13 protein-coding genes and 1 pseudogene are annotated in these 16,544 nt (G+C 60.6%); 8 read left to right on the top strand and 6 right to left on the bottom strand.

Features of this window, described 5'->3' with window-relative positions:
* Positions 1-1,215: 1,215 nt before the first annotated feature.
* Both A9K65_RS21460 and A9K65_RS21455 read right to left on the bottom strand, forming a co-directional pair.
* Positions 1,216-2,001, bottom strand: coding sequence for a hypothetical protein (locus tag A9K65_RS21460; protein WP_064995212.1), 786 nt, complete (start codon positions 1,999-2,001; stop codon positions 1,216-1,218).
* Positions 1,988-2,521: a sigma-70 family RNA polymerase sigma factor gene (locus A9K65_RS21455; protein WP_064995211.1), complete on the bottom strand. Its 534-nt coding sequence runs from the start codon at positions 2,519-2,521 to the stop codon at positions 1,988-1,990. Before A9K65_RS21455 ends, A9K65_RS21460 begins: the two co-directional genes overlap by 14 nt.
* Before the next feature lie 140 nt (positions 2,522-2,661).
* On the opposite strand from A9K65_RS21455, the pseudogene A9K65_RS35255 reads away from it, so the two are divergent.
* Positions 2,662-2,811: pseudogene (locus tag A9K65_RS35255) on the top strand (IS481 family transposase); the annotation flags it as partial.
* Between the two features lie 262 nt (positions 2,812-3,073).
* Here the strand turns inward: A9K65_RS35255 and A9K65_RS21445 are convergent.
* On the bottom strand, positions 3,074-3,811 hold the full coding sequence (locus tag A9K65_RS21445; protein ID WP_084016167.1) for a Crp/Fnr family transcriptional regulator: 738 nt from the start codon (positions 3,809-3,811) through the stop codon (positions 3,074-3,076).
* Positions 3,812-4,032: 221 nt separating this feature from the next.
* Between A9K65_RS21445 and A9K65_RS21440 the strand changes: the two genes are divergently transcribed.
* From A9K65_RS21440 to A9K65_RS21410, 7 genes are all read left to right on the top strand, one after another.
* Positions 4,033-5,385: a substrate-binding protein gene (locus A9K65_RS21440; RefSeq protein WP_064995224.1), complete on the top strand. Its 1,353-nt coding sequence runs from the start codon at positions 4,033-4,035 to the stop codon at positions 5,383-5,385.
* 185 nt (positions 5,386-5,570) lie between these two features.
* Entirely contained in the window at positions 5,571-6,446 is an 876-nt protein-coding gene (locus A9K65_RS21435; RefSeq protein WP_064995207.1) for a branched-chain amino acid ABC transporter permease, read from the top strand.
* A gap of 12 nt (positions 6,447-6,458) precedes the next feature.
* Positions 6,459-8,294 (top strand): branched-chain amino acid ABC transporter ATP-binding protein/permease, encoded by a 1,836-nt coding sequence (locus tag A9K65_RS21430; protein ID WP_064995206.1) that lies wholly within the window; start codon positions 6,459-6,461, stop codon positions 8,292-8,294.
* Positions 8,291-8,989, top strand: coding sequence for an ABC transporter ATP-binding protein (locus A9K65_RS21425; protein ID WP_064995205.1), 699 nt, complete (start codon positions 8,291-8,293; stop codon positions 8,987-8,989). Before A9K65_RS21430 ends, A9K65_RS21425 begins: the two co-directional genes overlap by 4 nt.
* Positions 8,990-9,453: 464 nt before the next feature.
* Positions 9,454-10,677 carry a GGDEF domain-containing protein gene (locus A9K65_RS21420; protein ID WP_086081334.1) on the top strand — a complete coding sequence of 408 codons (1,224 nt, stop codon included), beginning with the start codon at positions 9,454-9,456 and terminating at the stop codon, positions 10,675-10,677.
* 276 nt (positions 10,678-10,953) lie between these two features.
* Complete coding sequence (locus A9K65_RS21415; protein ID WP_064994279.1) at positions 10,954-11,628, top strand: hypothetical protein; 675 nt, start codon at positions 10,954-10,956, stop codon at positions 11,626-11,628.
* Between the two features lie 56 nt (positions 11,629-11,684).
* Positions 11,685-11,879: a hypothetical protein gene (locus A9K65_RS21410; protein ID WP_064994232.1), complete on the top strand. Its 195-nt coding sequence runs from the start codon at positions 11,685-11,687 to the stop codon at positions 11,877-11,879.
* Positions 11,880-11,928: 49 nt separating this feature from the next.
* On the opposite strand, the gene A9K65_RS21405 is transcribed toward A9K65_RS21410, so the two are convergent.
* Genes A9K65_RS21405 through A9K65_RS21395 form a run of 3 tightly spaced genes read right to left on the bottom strand, consistent with a single transcriptional unit; the run spans position 11,929 to position 16,542 of the window.
* The gene (locus A9K65_RS21405) at positions 11,929-12,951 is read right to left on the bottom strand and encodes a formate dehydrogenase subunit gamma (RefSeq protein WP_064994233.1); all 1,023 of its coding nucleotides are present in this window, start codon (positions 12,949-12,951) and stop codon (positions 11,929-11,931) included.
* Between the two features lie 56 nt (positions 12,952-13,007).
* Positions 13,008-13,604 (bottom strand): formate dehydrogenase FDH3 subunit beta, encoded by a 597-nt coding sequence (gene fdh3B, locus A9K65_RS21400; RefSeq protein ID WP_064994234.1) that lies wholly within the window; start codon positions 13,602-13,604, stop codon positions 13,008-13,010.
* Between the two features lie 16 nt (positions 13,605-13,620).
* A complete protein-coding gene (locus A9K65_RS21395; RefSeq protein ID WP_064994235.1) occupies positions 13,621-16,542 on the bottom strand; it encodes a formate dehydrogenase subunit alpha in 2,922 nt (973 codons plus the stop codon).
* Between the last annotated feature and the right edge of the window lie 2 nt (positions 16,543-16,544).

The raw sequence follows: 16,544 nt of genomic DNA, 5'->3' as shown, positions 1-16,544 counted from the left end.
TCCGTCGTTCGCGCGATGTGAGGTCCGCGGTGGATGTGGCAGCTTCGCCTGGTATTCTGGGCGGACGCATCGGGCGCGTTCGCGGCGCAGCTAATCGTTCGCAGCCGCTCGAGAGTTTTTGTGAGATTCCAGCCAGCCAACCAATGCCATCCGAATGAGCTCAGGTCGACTCATGTTCATCTCGGCGGCTATTGCCGACAGAGCGGATTCGGTCGCCGCATCGAACGACACTTGGGCGGTCTCGCGTAGCATTGTCGCTGCCCGTAGATCAGCGAGCCGTGCATTTTGGGCCTCGCCCCCGGAAGACACATCAGTCAAGTGAACGTTCCTTTCATCAACTTCCAGAAACTCCGCGCCTGCCGCTCAGTCGTCTTGAGATGGATTACATCGAAAACAACATAGCGGATCGGTCCGGCACCAACTCCGCCGAAAATGCCGGGCCGCCAGGAAACGCCCGCGGGCGGACTTGCTCAAACAGCATCACTCTTGTGCTCCCCCAAACGGTGATGTTGGCGCGTTCCTTCATGGGCGCCTGCATCCGAACTCGATGGGGTTTCGCAAAACCGCAATTATTCACGGCCGATCAAATCTGCACTCGCACAGAGTATGAGAGCTATTCTTTGAGCGCCGGACATTTGTAGCCGGGCCTGCGAAAGCCACAGCATGCGGCGCTCCGGGGACATAGCTCGCATTGCCGAGCGCGCGGCGGCGGTGATTTCGTATCCGCCGCAGCGGGCGCACTGGAATTCTACCGTTCGCAAGATAATGTCGGCCGCGAGCGCGGTTTCTTCGCAAATCGGGCACGTCGACGGGTAATACCGCAGGGCTCCTAGGGTCGGCGGCGGAAGCCTTATCATGCCGCCCGCCCCGAAGCCTCAACTCGCGATAACTCAGGATTTCGCTGCTGAGGCACATTGCTGGTTGAGGAGATGTTTATCCCGCGACGAGTGCGGCCATGTCGGGTTTCATATGATACAAGCAGTCGGTCAATCTTTCTTGCGACGTCCGGCGTGGTCTTTTTCAGTTCCTCGAACGCCCACGTCACAAATGTCTCGGACAATCTGTCAGGCCGATACAGAATGACTTCGCGGGGATCTAACGGATTACTGAACGATACACCGACATCCGAACCAAGAAACCGTATGAAATGTTTCTGGATTTGTTCGGCAGACATGCAGTCTCACTTTCCTTTGACTAATGATAGTCCAATGGTCCTCAGCCCCGTATTTTGGCAGCGACGCTCCTCCGGGTGGCCACCTCGATTTCCTTAGCCTCTTTTTCAAGTCGGTCGGGCGCGGCAGGGCCCATCAGGGCGTAGGCCGTGCCGCCCGATTGCCAGTATATGGTCGGCACGCGCCCATCCGTAGCGGGAGTAGGCGGTACGGCGTCTTCGCCGCTCATCGCGACCGCAACCAGTGTGATCTGGCCAACGCTCGGTGTGTCAGCCGTCACGACAAGGCTCTGCCGCCCGTTCCAGGGCTGCACCTGAACATCTTTCACCCTCCATGTCGCTGGAAGAGCGGGCATGCTGATGTTCATGGCGCCGACCAGTCGCTCGATCTTGTCCTGCTTTGGCTCACTGCCCCTTTCGGGACCGGCATTCAACTGGGCGACTCGCAAGGCATCACGCGCGGCAAGAATGAAATTCTCATCGGTGGTTTGCCCTCCCTGGCGGAGAGGCAGTGTCAATGAGTTGGCCGACCAACCCGCCAGAATGAGCAAGGCGGCTGCCGTTTGCAGTTTGAGCGCACTGAATATTCTTAGCCGTCGAAACGCACTTTCCAGTTGCTTGGCCTTGTCCACGCTAACTCGGGGCGGGAAAAGCCGCTGCGGTTGAGCGACGCGCAATGCTTCCATGCGCTGTGCCTGGGCAAAAACTTCCGCCGCCAGTTCCGGCTCCAGGGCAAGCCGTGCCTGGAGGTCGGATCTCTGAGGCTGGGTCAGTTCGCCGTCAAGGAAGCGATTGATCTCGTCCTCGGAAATACGGTCACTTGGCCACATCACGGCCTCCTACAACTTTTAACTGGGAAGGCGCGCAATCGCGTAGTTTTTCCATGTTGTTCTTCAGGGCAACTCGTGCGCGGCTCAGGCGGGACATAACAGTTCCCTGCGGTACGCCGAGTACTGTTGCGGCGTCAGAATAGGTGAAGCCGAGGACGCCGACCAAATGGAGAACTTCGGCTTGCTCCGTAGGCAACTCTCTCAGCGCCTTTCTGACATTGGAGAGTTCGGTGCTGTGCTCCTGCGATGGCAGTAACAGTGGGTCAGACTGCTCCGCAAAGGCGGCAATCCGCCGCCTCTCTGCGTCCGCACGCACCGCACTGGTTAGAAAGGTATTTCGCACGATTGTGATCAGCCAGGGCATGAGAGGACGCGAAGAATCGTAACTGCGAGCCAAGGAAAGAGCGCGGACAAGCGACTCCTGCACCAAGTCGTCGGCGTCTGCGTCGTTGTGCGTAAGCACTCGACCATACCGCCACAGATCCTCCAGATGCGGAGTGACGTCGAAGCTCGCATTCATGTGCCGTATACTGAGACGATGGCGAAGCTATTCCAAGCCGGTGCGACTTTTTTGTCCTCAAGTGACCTTGGCACCGGGTTCAACTTCGAAGCGAAGCTGCGGTGGTGAGGGTCCGAGCCGCTGTTTGCGGCGGCTGCGCCGGCGGCAAGCCGGCAAAGAAGAAGTTCAAGAGCTATTCGATCGGCTACTTCCATATCGACGTCGCGGAGGTGCGCACCGAGCGGGGCAAGCTGAACATGTTCGTCGCCACCGACCGCACCTCCAATTTCGCCTTCGTCGAGCTGCACGAGTTCACCACGCCCGGCGCCGGCGGTTCGGCCATGCCGCTGATCAGCGAGACCATCGCTGGGAAGCTGCTGCCAAACGCGGCTCTGCTAACCCATCGTTGCAATCTGGCGGCCAAGTTCCTCGCCCCGGAGAAACGTCATTCGCCACTCGGTGAAGTCGTTCGATCATGCTCAGCAAGGATGGGATGACGCAACTGCAGCTGGCAGTCAGCATTGATAAAGTTGCTCTTGATAACAGACATAAAGGCCAAATAGGGCTGTGTGATCACTCCAGCTGTTTCGGCCCCGGGACGGGGATTAGGGTCATGGGCTGGTACTGAGCCAATCTTTGAAGGCCCGCAAGATCGGTCAGCTCGATAAAGCGCGCGTTGCTGGTGATAAGCTGTTCGGCGCGCAATTGCTGAATGACGCGATTGAGATGGGGCACGCTCAGCCCGAGCGCGTCCGCCATGACTTCCTGCGAAAATGGCAAGTCGAAACTTTCTTCGTCAGCGCGTTCCACCTCCAGGAGACGCGCGTGGATCTCTAGCAAAAGGTGCGCCAGCCTTTCAATCGGAGTGCGCCGACCCAGATTGACAATGTGTTCCGCATAAGTCGCTGCCTCCTGGGCGGCGAGCCAACTTAACACCAGACCGAATTGGGGCTGCTCGTAGCAGAGACGAACGTAAGCGTCGAACGAGCACACGGCGTAGGTCAGCTCGCTCACGGCAACGACCGCACAAGTCGATCGATCGAAAAAGCTGACCGGGAATCCAATGACATCACCCGGCAGGATAAGCTTCAGGATTTGCCGCCTGCCGCTGCGCAGCAACCTGTAACGGATCGCGTAGCCGTCTTTAACAAAGCACAGGTTTCGGAACTCGGAGCCGTGAACGACGAGTTCCTCCCGTTTCCGAATGGTAAGATCGCGCTCGAAGATTGCCTCAAGACGTTTGATGTCTAACGATTCCAGCTTCATTGCACGTGTCAGTCGGGTCACGATCGGATGGCCGGTCAGCGGCATGCCATGCTCCACATGTTCATGACCTTCAATGAAACTTTCCTATGCTTATTAATCCAGATCAATGAACAGAATCATCAAACGAAAGTTGTATTGACTGGCAGGCCTACGCCACTGCGAATGCCCATGCAAATAGGCCATTTTCAGCGTCTCGCTGAAAAAAACCGGTTTCCGGAACAACAATGAGAGTCGTCCGACGGCTCCACGCTAAGGAGGAACAGCTGATGCCACTCGACGATCAAAATACTTCCCATATATCCCGCCGTAGCATGCTGCACGCGGGCGCAGGTCTTCTCAGTAGCGCCGTTCTGCCCTTATCCAGCTTTGCGGCTTTTGCGGCCGACGACAAGCCCGCGATAGGCACCTGGCCGGCCGGGTCGGCGGGCGACACCGTCTACATCGGAGCCGCCGTGCCCCTTACCGGTGCCTATGCCGTGCAAGGTGCTGACGAACTTAAGGGCTGGCAGCTCGCGGTCGACCACATCAACAACGGCCACGAGTTGATGAAGGCGTTGGCGCCGAAGGTCGACAAGGGGTTGCTCGGCAAGAAGGTCGAGCTGTTGTCCGCCGACAGCGCGGCCAAGCCGAACCAGGCCGTCGAGCTCGAGCAGAATTTCATCCACCAAAACAACATCATCCTGATGACCGGCTCGACTTCATCGGCGGTCGCGGTTGCGCTCAACAAATTCGCGCAGCGCGAGAAGATCCTCTACGTCGCGGGCATCTCCGGCTCAAACGACACAACAGGCAAGGACTGCGTTCGCTACGGCTTCCGCCAGAATTTCTACGGCCAGACCGCAGCCAACGCGATCGGCCCGATTCTTGTGAAGACCTACGGCAAGGGAAAGAAGGCGGCATTCATGACGCCGGACTACACTTACGGCCACACCGTGACCAAGTCGGTGAACGACTACCTGACCTCTCAGGGCGGATGGGAGATGGTGACGGACCAGGTCTCGCCGTTGGGCACCCAGGATTTCAGCCAGTATCTGACCAATATCGCCAATTCGGGCGCCGAATTCATCGTCAACGTCAACTGGGGCCGCGACGCGGTGCTGTCAATCCAGCAGGCCAAGCAGTTCGGCCTGACTCCGAGCATGAAGATGGTGATCCCCTACCAGATCCCCTTCCTTGCCAAGGAAGTAGGCCCCGAACTGACAGCCGGGGTTTTTGCCGCTACCGATTTCTGGTGGACCCTGCAGGACAAGTATCCGCTCGCCAAGCAGTTCGTGGACGCATTCCAGCAAAAGTTCGGCTATCGGCCGGAATGGGGCGCCGAAAACGCCTATGTCAGCTTCGCTCATTGGGCGCGCATGGTGTCGCAGGCCGGTAGCTTCTATCCGCCGGACGTCATCAAGCAATACGAGAAGGGTGAGACCATCCCTTCACTCGTCGGCGACGTTCACTATCGGCCGGAAGACCATCAGTGCGTGCGACCCGTCGTACTCGTTCAGGGTAAGGATCCCAAGGACATGAAGAGCAACGACGACTACTGGAATGTGGTGGAGGTCGCCGATGGCGCGCCGCTGATGCAGAAGCCCGACGAGTTCGGCTGCAACCTGGGCAGCTACACCTGATGCCCGCAGCGCCTTCTCCGCTTCGCCACGGCTGGAGAGGGCGCTCGCATCGGGACTGGCTCTGCCCGGACGCAGACGGTTCGTCTCCCGGCGCTCGGTGGGATGTCGATTGTTCGCGACTTGTCTGCCAAACCCTTGCTGGCGCGCGGGCAGGGCATATTATTCATGACCAAGGTGGGCGCAGAGTGATCAACTGGGCAAATTTCATTTCGCAGTGCTTCAATGGGCTCGTACTCGGCGCGCTTCTGGCGCTGATCTCCTCCGGGCTGACCATCATCTACGGGACGCTCGGCGTCCTGAACCTTGCCCACGGCGCGATGTTCATGCTCGGTGGCTATGCCGGCTGGCTCGCCTACACCTACACAGGTTCATTCCTCGCCGCGGTGGCGGCCGGATCGCTGTTCGTGATGATCGTGGGGGTGTTGATCGAGCGGCTGATCGTTCGCCATTTCTACACGCGGCCGCTCGAGGACCAGCTTCTCGTCACATTCGGGCTCGGCATCGTTTTCGTCGAGACGGTCCGCTTTTTCTTCGGCAGCCTCTCGCACACGGTGCCGCCGCCCGCCTCGCTAGTCGGCATTACCCATCTCGGCTTCATGGTCTATCCCACCTACCGATTGGCGCTCCTCGGCATCGTCGCCCTGGCGCTGCTGATGCTCTATGTCGTGCTCTATCGCACCCGCATCGGGATGATCGTGCGAGCAGGCATCGAGGATTCGGTAATGGTCGACTCGCTTGGAATCGATGTCTACAAGATCTTCATGCTCGTCTTCGGCATCGGAGCCATGGCAGCTGGCTTCGCCGGTATTGTCAACGCACCCGTGGTGTCGATCGCGCCCGATGTCGGGGAAGCCATACTGGTCCAGACCTTTGTGGTCGTGGTAATCGGCGGTGTCGGTTCCTTTACCGGCGCCATCCTTGGCGGCCTCATCGCCGGCGAAATCATCAGCATCACCTCGATGTTCAATCCTGGTTATTCGTATGTCATGCTGTTCGTGGCGATGACGCTGGTGTTGGTGCTTCGACCGCACGGGCTGCTCGGCACGGCAGGGCGTGAGTAGACGCGGTCGGCCATGAACATCAAACATCCCTTCCTCGTCGAGCTTCTGACGGCGCTGGCGCTCGTCCTGGCGCCTTTCGTTCTGCCCCATCTCGGGTTCTCGCCCAGCACGATCAATCGTATCCTGATCTGGGGACTGTTCGGGATCGGCTTCGACATCCTGTTCGGCTACACGGGATTGCTGTCCTTCGGCCAGTCGGCCTTCTACGGTACTGGCGGGATGTTCGCCGCCTATCTCCTGACTGAAACCGGCTTCTCTTATGTCATGGCTGCCATTGTCCTGGGCGCCGTCGTGTCGGGTGTCGTCGGCTACGTGATCGGGTTGATAGCCCTGCGACGCACCGGTATCTATTTCGCCATGATCACGGTGGCGATCGCCGAAGTCTTCTTCTTTGTCGAGTTCAATCCGCTCTCGGCATTCACGGGCGGCGAGAACGGCTTGCCTGGCGTGCCAACCCCGGTCGTCAACCTCGGCTTCACGGTGCTTGAATTCAACACCGACTGGACGATGTATACCTTCCTGGCGTTCTGCTATTTCATCGGCATTGCCGTCGCACTGCGCATCGTACGCTCGCCCGTTGGCGCGATCCTTTCGGCGATCCGCGACAATCCGCTCCGCGCCGCGGCGCTGGGCCACGACATACACGGCTACAAGCTCACGGCCTTCGTGGTTGCCGCGATCTATGCCGGCTTTGCCGGCGGCCTGTTGGGCGTGATGCAGGGCTTCATGCCGCCGGACGCTTTCATGTTCGACACGTCCGGCCAGGTCGTGATACAGACGGCGATCGGCGGTGCCGGCACACTGTTCGGGCCGCTGGTGGGCGCGACGGTGTGGCTCTATCTCAGCGACTTTTTCCAGAACACATTGCATCTCGGCGCCACATGGAAGTTGGTGCTCGGCATCGTTTTCGTGCTGCTGGTCTGCTTCCTGCGGCGCGGCATCGTCGGTGCGATCGTCGATCTCTATGGGTTGACCGGTGGCCGCAAGCGCATCGAATCGTCCAATACCGCGGTCGAGAGTGCGCCGCACGTCGTGACCGCCGTCGAACCGATGCCGGCGCGCCGGCGTGGTGCTGCGCCAGCATCCGGACCGATCCTGCAGGTGCAGGGCCTAACCAAACGCTATGGCGGTATCACAGCCAACAGCGACATCGACCTCAGCGTCGATCATGGGGAGATACGGGGCATCATTGGGCCCAACGGCGCGGGCAAGACGACGTTCTTCAAGATGCTCACCTGCGAGATCGCGCCAACCTCCGGCCGCATCATACTGGCCGGCCGCGATATTACGGGCATGGGCGTATCCGAGGTGTGCCAGCTCGGGCTCACCAAGAGCTACCAGATCAACCAGCTATTCGACCGCTTGACGGTGCGGCGGAACCTGATGATTGCCGCGCTGGGCGAGGCGCGTGGAAAGTTCCGGCTTGATCTGTTCAAGAGTATCCACAGCGTTCCCGGTCTCAGCGAGCAGGTCGAGCGAACGGCGGCGCTGGTGAACCTTACGGCGCGGCTCGATCGGCCAGTTTCGGAACTGGCTTATGGCGAGAAGCGGCGGCTGGAAATCGGTCTTGCACTGGCGACGTCGCCGAGCCTGCTCCTGCTTGACGAACCGCTTGCCGGCATGAGCCCGCGCGAGCGCGTCGAGACCGTGGCGCTGCTCAAGTCAATCGCGCGTGCACGCACGATGATCATCATCGACCACGATATGGATTCGCTCTTCGAGCTGGTCGAGAAAATCACCGTCCTGCAGGAGGGCAGGGTGCTGGCCGAAGGCACGCCCAGTGAGATCAAGGCCAACGCAAAGGTGCAGGAAGCCTACCTTGGCGGTGTACATGGAGAGGTGGCATGAGCCTGCTCGATGTGAGAGCATTAAACAGCTATTATGGTGACAGTCACATTCTGTTCGACGTCACATTGAGGGTCGAGAAGAATGAGGTCGTGGCGCTCCTGGGCCGCAACGGCGCTGGCAAGTCGACGACGCTGAAGAGCCTGATGGGGGTCGTGACGCCGCGGACCGGCTCGGTTGAACTAGACGGGGTCGAACTGGTTGGCAGGAAGGCGCACAGCATCGCTCGGGAAGGCATGCAACTCGTGCACGAGAATCGACGCATCTTCGGCAGCCTGAGCGTCGAGGAAAACATCATTCTGGCCGGGTTGACTGCGGATGACCGGTGGCCGCTGGAACGCATTTACACGATGTTCCCCCGGCTGAAGGAACGACGCGCCAGCCGTGGTACGGATTTGTCAGGTGGCGAACAGCAGATGCTGGCTATAGCGCGTGCATTGGTGCGCAACCCAAAGATCCTCCTGCTTGATGAACCCTTCGAAGGACTTGCTCCAGTCATTGTGTACGACTTGGTGCGCGCCTGCCGCGAGCTGGTCCAGGCAGGGCAGACAATTGTGCTGGTGGAACAGAACATCGCAGCGACGCTGGCGCTCGCGAGCCGCGTTTATATCATCAACAATGGCCATATCGCCCACGAAGGCCCGGCCGCCGAACTCAAGATCCAGGCGGGGCTGCTGCAACACCATCTTGGCGTCTAGGTCCAGCCCGTGGACAATCCCACGACCTTCATCGACAGTGTCATCCCCGCCAGAGAATTCGTGAGATTGTGGCTATCACGATCGGAAAGATAGCTAGGAGTTAGGCAAGTGCCTTGAGCCGCCAGCAGACGGTGGCTTTTGGATTTCGACCCCGACTTGATAGTGGAGGGGCAGTCCAAGACATTCTCATGCGCTCCGTACGCCTTTGCTCGAAGAGACACTGATCGCGGGCACGGTCTCGTCAGTGGGCGCGGCTTGGCAGCAGGCCGCGAGCCATGATGGAGCCGTAAACGCTTGCAGGGATCACAGCGGAATTCGCAGGTCGGTACCTCTGGAAATCAAATCTTCAGGATAGCTTGGCATTCTTGTCCATCCCGAGGAGCGGATGGCTCGGGCGGAACATTCAGGAGAAACCAGTTGTAAGGGCCGATATTTGACAGAACGGATGCACCTAGACGTGCAGGATAGTCCTGGCCATAACTGCAGAAGTCGACCGACTACTGGCGAGCCGCACGCGCGATATCCGGCTGACGGGCGAGATCTACCGCCTGTTTCGAGCGCGTGTCTGGTCGCAGACAAAGATCATCCGAGCCTGGATGGTCTGGGTGGCTTTGTTGGACGTGCTGACACTCGCGCTCAACATGGTGATGCTCCCAAGGGCAACTGCGCTATCCATGCTCCTGCCTGGCGCCATCATTCCGCCCGTCGCTGTGGCCGTCGTTCTTATCTGGCGAAAGCCGCGGGCGCCGTGGCTACAAGGGGCTTCGCTGATCGCGGGCATGTTCCTTATCTTGTTGTCAGTCGCATTGGTCGGAGCAAGCGCTGGTGGCGAGTTCTACGAACGGCAATTGAACGTCATGTTGTTCGTGGCCATCACAGCCATCATCATCTTCGGGATCCCCTTGGCCTGGACGATGACGATCGCTGCGCTGGCGCTCGGACTTTATCTCATGCTTCAACTGCAGAACCCGGCCATCGCGCATGGGAGTGCAGTAGCTGGAACGCTGTTCTTCGCCAGCGGTATCTTTGCAACGGTGGCCGCGCGGCGCATCATGACAATTCTCGCTCAAAAGACTTTCCTGTTTGAGCTTCGCGACCGACGCAGGGTCGCCCAACTGGCGAAAGCGAATGATCGACTGGTACTCCTGGCGAGGACCGATCCACTCACCGGCATCTCCAACCGTCGCTGGATGACGGAAACGCTTGACCGTCTAGGGGACGGTGGCCGGAAATGCCACGGCGGTGCCGCCATGCTGATGTGCGACATCGACGACAAGAAGCTGAACGACCACCTCGGCCATGCCCAGGGCGATCGCTGTCTGGTCGAGGTCGCCAGAATGATCCAGGAAAACGTGAGGCGCGGCCGCGATCAGGTGGCCCGCTACGGCGGCGAAGAGTTCCTGGTGTTGCTGCCCGGCGTGGACGAGGAAGAGGCCGTCGCGGTGGCCGAGCGAATTCGTCAGAGCGTTGAGGCCGCGGCTTTTCCCAACCCTGCATCCCGCATGTCGCCTAGCGTCACACTCAGCATTGGAGTTGCAGTTCAGACGACTGACGAGGCCATCTCACCAGAGCAGTTACAGAGTCACGCGGATGCGGCACTCTACCTTGCCAAACAATCCGGCCGCAACCGAGTGCTGCTCCACGGATCGGCGTCATTCGGGCGAAAACATGTGCAGCCGGCACGGTGATGCCTCAAGTACGTCAGGGCGAAAGTCGTTGTGCTGTTCTTGTGCGGCTGAAGCAGACCGGCTCGGCGACATAAGCCGACCCGGGTGCGCCGGTAATGCGGCGATCCGTGCCCGAGCCCTCATAACGGGGGTTGACGATGCGGGAACCTGATAGTTGAAGGCAGCAATGGAACGCAAGGCGGCGTTGGACATTTCGTCTGGATTGGCACGCGTGCGACGGTGGTGCCCCGACTGCATCCGGCGGCACCGTCTGACACGAAGGGGAAGGAGCTAGCGATGAGAAGAATTGCCCTCGCGGGAATGCTTACACTCTCGGTTTCGGCCTCCCAGGCACAGACCGCGACGCCTCAGCCAGCCGCACCGACCGCTGAGGCGCCTGCCGGTCAGGTGGTTGCGTCGGGGCAAGGCGGCCCGGTCAACCTCTGTCACGAGATCCTCGCCTTCATGAAAGCGCCTCCAGCTGAGACGCCCCCACCCACCGGCGCGGCAAAGAAGCCGGATGTGGCTTCGGCTAAGCAGGGCACGACCGGATCGGGCGACCCAGCGAAGTCGGAGGGTGGTACGGGCTCTGCGCAAAAAATCACCGGACAGGACGGCGTGGCAACCGACGCTCCCCAGCCAGGCAAGGACAACGCAGCCAGCGGATCGGCGCACAATGCCCCGCAGAAAGAAAGCAGGGCAGCGCCGCTGCCCCCCGCAGACGTGACCAGCACGCCCAAGGAATCCGTGCTGACTGTCGAAGCGGCAGAGCAACTCGCCGATGCGAACGATATCGCCCAGTGCCAGAAAACGGCCCGCGCCATGAGAGTTGCCGGCGTTGCCATGCCACCGCCGCTGATTGCATTGGCAGCACTCGATATGCAATATCAGCAGAAGGCGGTTGTGCCGGCCGAGCCCACAGGGGCTGCCGGTGCCCAGCGTCTAGCGCCGCAGGCGGCCACGCCGAAATAGCGAGAGCAAGAACGGTGGCTGGCGGGCCCGTCTCGAGAATGGAAGGAGCAGGCGGGATGCGTATGATTTTGACGGGAATTGTCGTTACCGTCTTAGTTGCCTTTGGTGCCGGCTATGTTTTGCGCGCACAGCAGGTGCCTTCCTGGCAGGTCTTCAGCACCGACAGTGCCCGGGTGGGCGATCCGGGCCACAATCTCGTCGGGCAGAACTGGTCGGGCGATCCCGCCGGCGGCTCCGCCGGCAAATCATGACCAACTACCTCCTGAGCGATTGGGCTGCAGTCGACCAGCGATAGAAACGCTATTCGGCCGGCTCAGCGGAAGTCTCCGGCGTAGCATCGCCCGTCTTCGCCTGCTGCTTGGCAACCCAGGCGCTGTGGTGCTCCTTGGCCCAATTCAGATCCACTGTGCCGGACACCATGGCTTCGTAGGCGCCTTCCATGCCGAGCGTGCCGATATAGATGTGGGCGATGATGACGGCGATCAGGAGGACGCCTACGACCGCATGAACATACTGGGCCGTCTGCATGCCGTTGATATCGGCGAAGGAGAATGGGAACAGCATGTAGATGCCGGACACCGACAAGGCAATTCCGCCCAGCAGGACCGCCCAGAAGATAAGCTTCTGTCCTGTGTTGAAGCGTGCCGCCGGCGGGTGCGTCCGGTTCGACTTGTCGAAGAATCCGCCGCCGACCTTCAGCCAGTTGGCATCGTAGCGGTCGGGCAGGTTGTCCCAGACCCAGGCGACCAGCATAACAAGTACGCCCAGCATGAATGCCCAGGCGACGAAGTCATGCGCGTATTTCGCCCAAAACGACCATGCCGAGAACGCGTCCGGTCCGATCAGCGGCATCAGCAGGCGTTTGCCGAATACGAGATTCAAGCCGGTAACGGCCAGGATGATGAACGCTGTGGCAGTCGTCCAATGGGCAAGCCGTTCGATGGCGTTGAAGCGCAGGATCCTGACGCCTGATTCACCCGCCGCGACGCGGATGCGGCCTCTGACGAAATAGAACAGCGCCAGCACGACCAGCATGCCGAGGATCGCAATGCCGCCGATCCAGGGCAGCACGCGCTCATGGAAGCCCTGGTAGTCGCGGCCCTGCGGCTGCTGCAGCGTGGCGGCCTTGCCGTCCGGTATGGTGACGCGGCCCCGGATTTTGTTGAGTTCATCGAGAAGTTGCCGCTCGCTGACAGCCTGGGCGGTCGGGTTGTTTCCTGAACCGGCGTCCTGCGCCCTGGCCGGAACAACAAGCAGGCCGAGAGCCAGAATGAGTGCGGCGGCCGCCGGGGAAATCAGTCGACCAAGGCTCGAGATACGCATTTGCTCGGTCCTCCTGAGCTTGTTTGTCTGCGCGAACCAATCGGCACCGCGATGAACTACACCTCAATTGTCTCCCGATAGGCCGTCTGCCACCCCCACGCACCGGAGCCGTAGCCGCGCTGCGTCACGCGTTCCTTGTAGATCGCAGCGATGATCTCGCCGTCGCCGGCCAGCAGCGACTTGGTCGAGCACATCTCGGCGCAAAGCGGCAGCTTGCCTTCGGCCAGCCGGTTGGCGCCATATTTTGCATATTCGGCCTCGGTCGAGTCCGGCTCCGGACCGGCCGCGCAGAACGTGCACTTGTCCATCTTGCCGCGCGATCCGAAATTGCCGACGCGCGGGTATTGCGGCGCGCCGAACGGACAGGCGTAGAAGCAATAGCCACAGCCGATGCACAAATCCTTAGAGTGCAGCACCACCGCGTCGGCCGTCGTATAGAAGCATGCGACGGGGCACACCGCCGCGCACGGGGCGTCGGTGCAATGCATGCAGGCCATCGAGACGGAGCGCTCGCCGGGCTTGCCGTCATGGATCGTGACGACGCGGCGGCGGTTAATGCCCCAAGGCACATCGTGCTCATTCTTGCAGGCGGTGACGCAAGCGTTGCACTCAATGCAGCGGTCGGCGTCGCAGAGGAACTTCATCCTGGCCATTTTCCGCACCTCCCTGTTACGCCATCGCGATCTGGCACAACGTGACTTTCGGCTCCTGCATGCCCGTTACCGGGTCATAGCCGTAGGTGGTGATGCTGTTTGCGCTTTCACCGAGCACATAGGGATCGGCGCCTTCGGGGTAGTTGGCCCGCAGGGTCTCACCCTGGAACCAGCCGCCGAAGTGGAAAGGCATGAACGCTACTCCCTTGCCGACACGCTCGGTCACCAAAGCCTTCACCCGCGCTTTGGAATCGTTCTCCGCGCCGGTCACCCACACCCAGACGCCGTCGCCAATGCCGCGGGCGGCTGCGTCCGCGGGATTGATTTCGACGAACATCTCCTGCTGCAACTCGGCCAACCACCGGTTTGAGCGGGTTTCCTCGCCGCCGCCTTCATATTCGACCAGGCGACCGGTCGTCAGGATGATCGGGAACGATTTCGCGACGCCCTTGTCCACCGCCGCCTTCTGAACGCTGAAGCCGATATTCGGCAAACGGAACTGCTTGGCGTCAGGATAGGTCGGATATTTTGCGACTAGGTCCACCCTGGGGGTATAGATCGGCTCGCGATGGATCGGCACCGGGTCGGGCAGGTTCCAGGCGACAGCCCTGGCCTTTCCGTTTCCGTAGGGGTGACAGCCGTGGCTGAGCACGACGCGCTGGATGCCGCCCGACAGGTCGGTCGACCACGAGACCTTGCCGATGTCAGCCATATCATCGCCGATCGTCTGGATGACTTTGAGTTCCTCCGCACTCAAGTCCTTGTCCCAGCCGAGCTTTTGCAGCACCGCCATCGTGAATTCCGGATAGCCGTCGGTCAGTTCCGAGCCTTGCGTGTAGGAGCCTTCGGCAAGAAGCGTCTCGCCGTTACGCTCCACACCGAAACGGGCCCGGAAGGGACTGCCGCCATCCATTACATGCAGGTCGGTGCTGTAAAGGTTGGCCGTGCCAGGATGGCGTATTTCCGGCTTGCCCCAGCATGGCCAGGGCAGGCCGTAATAGTCGCCGCCGACCTCCGGATCGTCCTTCGGCGCGCGTAGCGTCACAAGATCAAACTTGTGCTGGTTTTTCATATGCGCCTTGAGGCGCTCCGGCGATTGACCGCAGTAGCCGGTCGACCAGCTTCCGCGGTTCATCTCACGCAGTACGTCCTCCGGTTGCGGCCGGTCACCCTCGACCGCGATGTTCTTGAACATCCAGTCGGCAAGGCCGAGCTTCTTCGCGAGCAGGTAGATGACCTGATAGTCGTCCTTCTGCTCGAAGCTCGGCTTAACGATCTGCTCGCCCCACTGCAGAGATCGGTTGGAGGCGACGCGCGAGCCGGAAGTCTCGAATTGCGTACAGACCGGCAGCAGATAGACGTTGTCCTTGCGCCCGGCCTGAACTGCCAGCGATGCCCAGGTCGTCGGGTGCGGATCGGCAACGACGAGCAGTTCGAGGCCGGCCAGGCCCTTCATTGATTCCGGTATGCGTGTGATGCTGTTGCTGGCGTGGCCCTGGACGAACATCGCCCGCAGACTGTCACGCTGCTGAATGTCCTCCTTGGGGAGCACGACCCCATCGAACCATCGGGTCAACGGGATGCCGGGTGTCTCCATCGCCTCCTTGGAGTCGAACCGGCGCAGAAGGTCGCCGTATGGAATTTGCCAGACTCGCGACCAATGCTTCCAGGCGCCCTCCGTCAGGCCATAGTAAAAGGGCAGGGTCACCACATCCAATCCAATGTCGGTCGCGCCCTGCACGTTGTCATGTCCACGGAAGATGTTGGCGCCGGTGCCCGGCTTGCCAACATTGCCCGTGGCGAGGCACAAGATGCAGCTGGCGCGGACGTTGGCTGTTCCGGTCGTGTGGTGGGTCTGCCCCATGCACCAGATTATCGTCGATGGCTTTTGCGTGGCGAACATCTCGGCGATGCGCTTCATCTGCTCGCCAGGCACACCAGTGATGCGCTCGACCTCGTCGGGCGGATATTTCCCCACCTCCTTGCGGACTTCGTCCATCCCGTAAACGCGCTGGGCTATGAATTCCTTGTCCTCCCAACCATTCTCGAAAATGTGCCAGAGCAAGCCCCACAGCACCGCGATGTCGGTGCCAGACCGAATGCGAGCAAACTCGGTGGCATGCGCGGCCGTACGCGTGAACCGCGGATCCATCACGATGAAGTTGGACTTGTTGAGTTCCTTGCCTTCGAGCAGATGCTGCATGGCGACTGGATGTGCTTCGGCAGGGTTCCCGCCCAGCACTATGAGCGTCTTGGAATTGCGGATGTCATTGAAGGAATTGGTCATCGCGCCGTAGCCCCACGTATTGGCCACGCCCGAAACCGTCGTCGAATGGCAGATCCTCGCCTGGTGGTCCTGGTTATTGGTTCCCCACAGGGCCGCAAGCTTGCGGAAGAGGTAAGTCCCCTCATTGGAGAACTTCGCCGATCCCATCCAGTAGGCCGATTCCGGTCCGGACTTCTCACGAATGTCGAGAAGCTTGTCGCCGATCCCATTGATGGCGTCATCCCAGGAGATGCGCTCCCACTTGCCGCCGGAAAGCCTCACGGGGTATTTCAGGCGGCGGTCGCTATGTACCAGCTCGCGCACGCTTGCGCCCTTGGCGCAATGCGAGCCTCGATTGATGGGGCTGTCCCACGATGGCTCCTGTCCGGTCCACACGCCGTTCTGGACTTCCGCGGTGACCGTGCAGCCGACCGCGCAATGTGTGCAGACACTTTTCTTCAACTCGGTCGGCACTCCCGGCTGCGGCGCGCTGATCGCCGCGGCTTTGCTTACCGTGCCGAACTGAAACGAGCTGAGCGCGGCTATTCCGCCAACTGCGAGGCCGGAGCGGCGGAGGAATGTCCGTCGGTCGAATGGAGCCGAATCCGTGCCAGCAAGGAGGCTTTGCAGTCTTGTGCGGCTTGCCTGTCCGCTTTTGCGCTTCGTCAGCATGG

The sequence above is a fragment of the Mesorhizobium sp. WSM1497 genome (assembly GCF_001672455.2).
Lineage (GTDB): Bacteria > Pseudomonadota > Alphaproteobacteria > Rhizobiales > Rhizobiaceae > Mesorhizobium > Mesorhizobium ciceri.
This window is presented reverse-complemented; position numbering and strand designations above follow the sequence as displayed.

Coding starts and splice junctions, on each gene's coding strand:
- A9K65_RS21395 (WP_064994235.1), bottom strand. CDS start 16,542: ATGCTGACGAAGCGCAAAAGCGGACAGGCAAGCCGCACAAGACTGCAA.
- A9K65_RS21415 (WP_064994279.1), top strand. CDS start 10,954: ATGAGAAGAATTGCCCTCGCGGGAATGCTTACACTCTCGGTTTCGGCC.
- A9K65_RS21460 (WP_064995212.1), bottom strand. CDS start 2,001: ATGTGGCCAAGTGACCGTATTTCCGAGGACGAGATCAATCGCTTCCTT.
- A9K65_RS21410 (WP_064994232.1), top strand. CDS start 11,685: ATGCGTATGATTTTGACGGGAATTGTCGTTACCGTCTTAGTTGCCTTT.
- A9K65_RS21445 (WP_084016167.1), bottom strand. CDS start 3,811: ATGCCGCTGACCGGCCATCCGATCGTGACCCGACTGACACGTGCAATG.
- A9K65_RS21405 (WP_064994233.1), bottom strand. CDS start 12,951: ATGCGTATCTCGAGCCTTGGTCGACTGATTTCCCCGGCGGCCGCCGCA.
- A9K65_RS21455 (WP_064995211.1), bottom strand. CDS start 2,521: ATGAATGCGAGCTTCGACGTCACTCCGCATCTGGAGGATCTGTGGCGG.
- fdh3B (WP_064994234.1), bottom strand. CDS start 13,604: ATGGCCAGGATGAAGTTCCTCTGCGACGCCGACCGCTGCATTGAGTGC.
- A9K65_RS21425 (WP_064995205.1), top strand. CDS start 8,291: ATGAGCCTGCTCGATGTGAGAGCATTAAACAGCTATTATGGTGACAGT.
- A9K65_RS21430 (WP_064995206.1), top strand. CDS start 6,459: ATGAACATCAAACATCCCTTCCTCGTCGAGCTTCTGACGGCGCTGGCG.
- A9K65_RS21440 (WP_064995224.1), top strand. CDS start 4,033: ATGCCACTCGACGATCAAAATACTTCCCATATATCCCGCCGTAGCATG.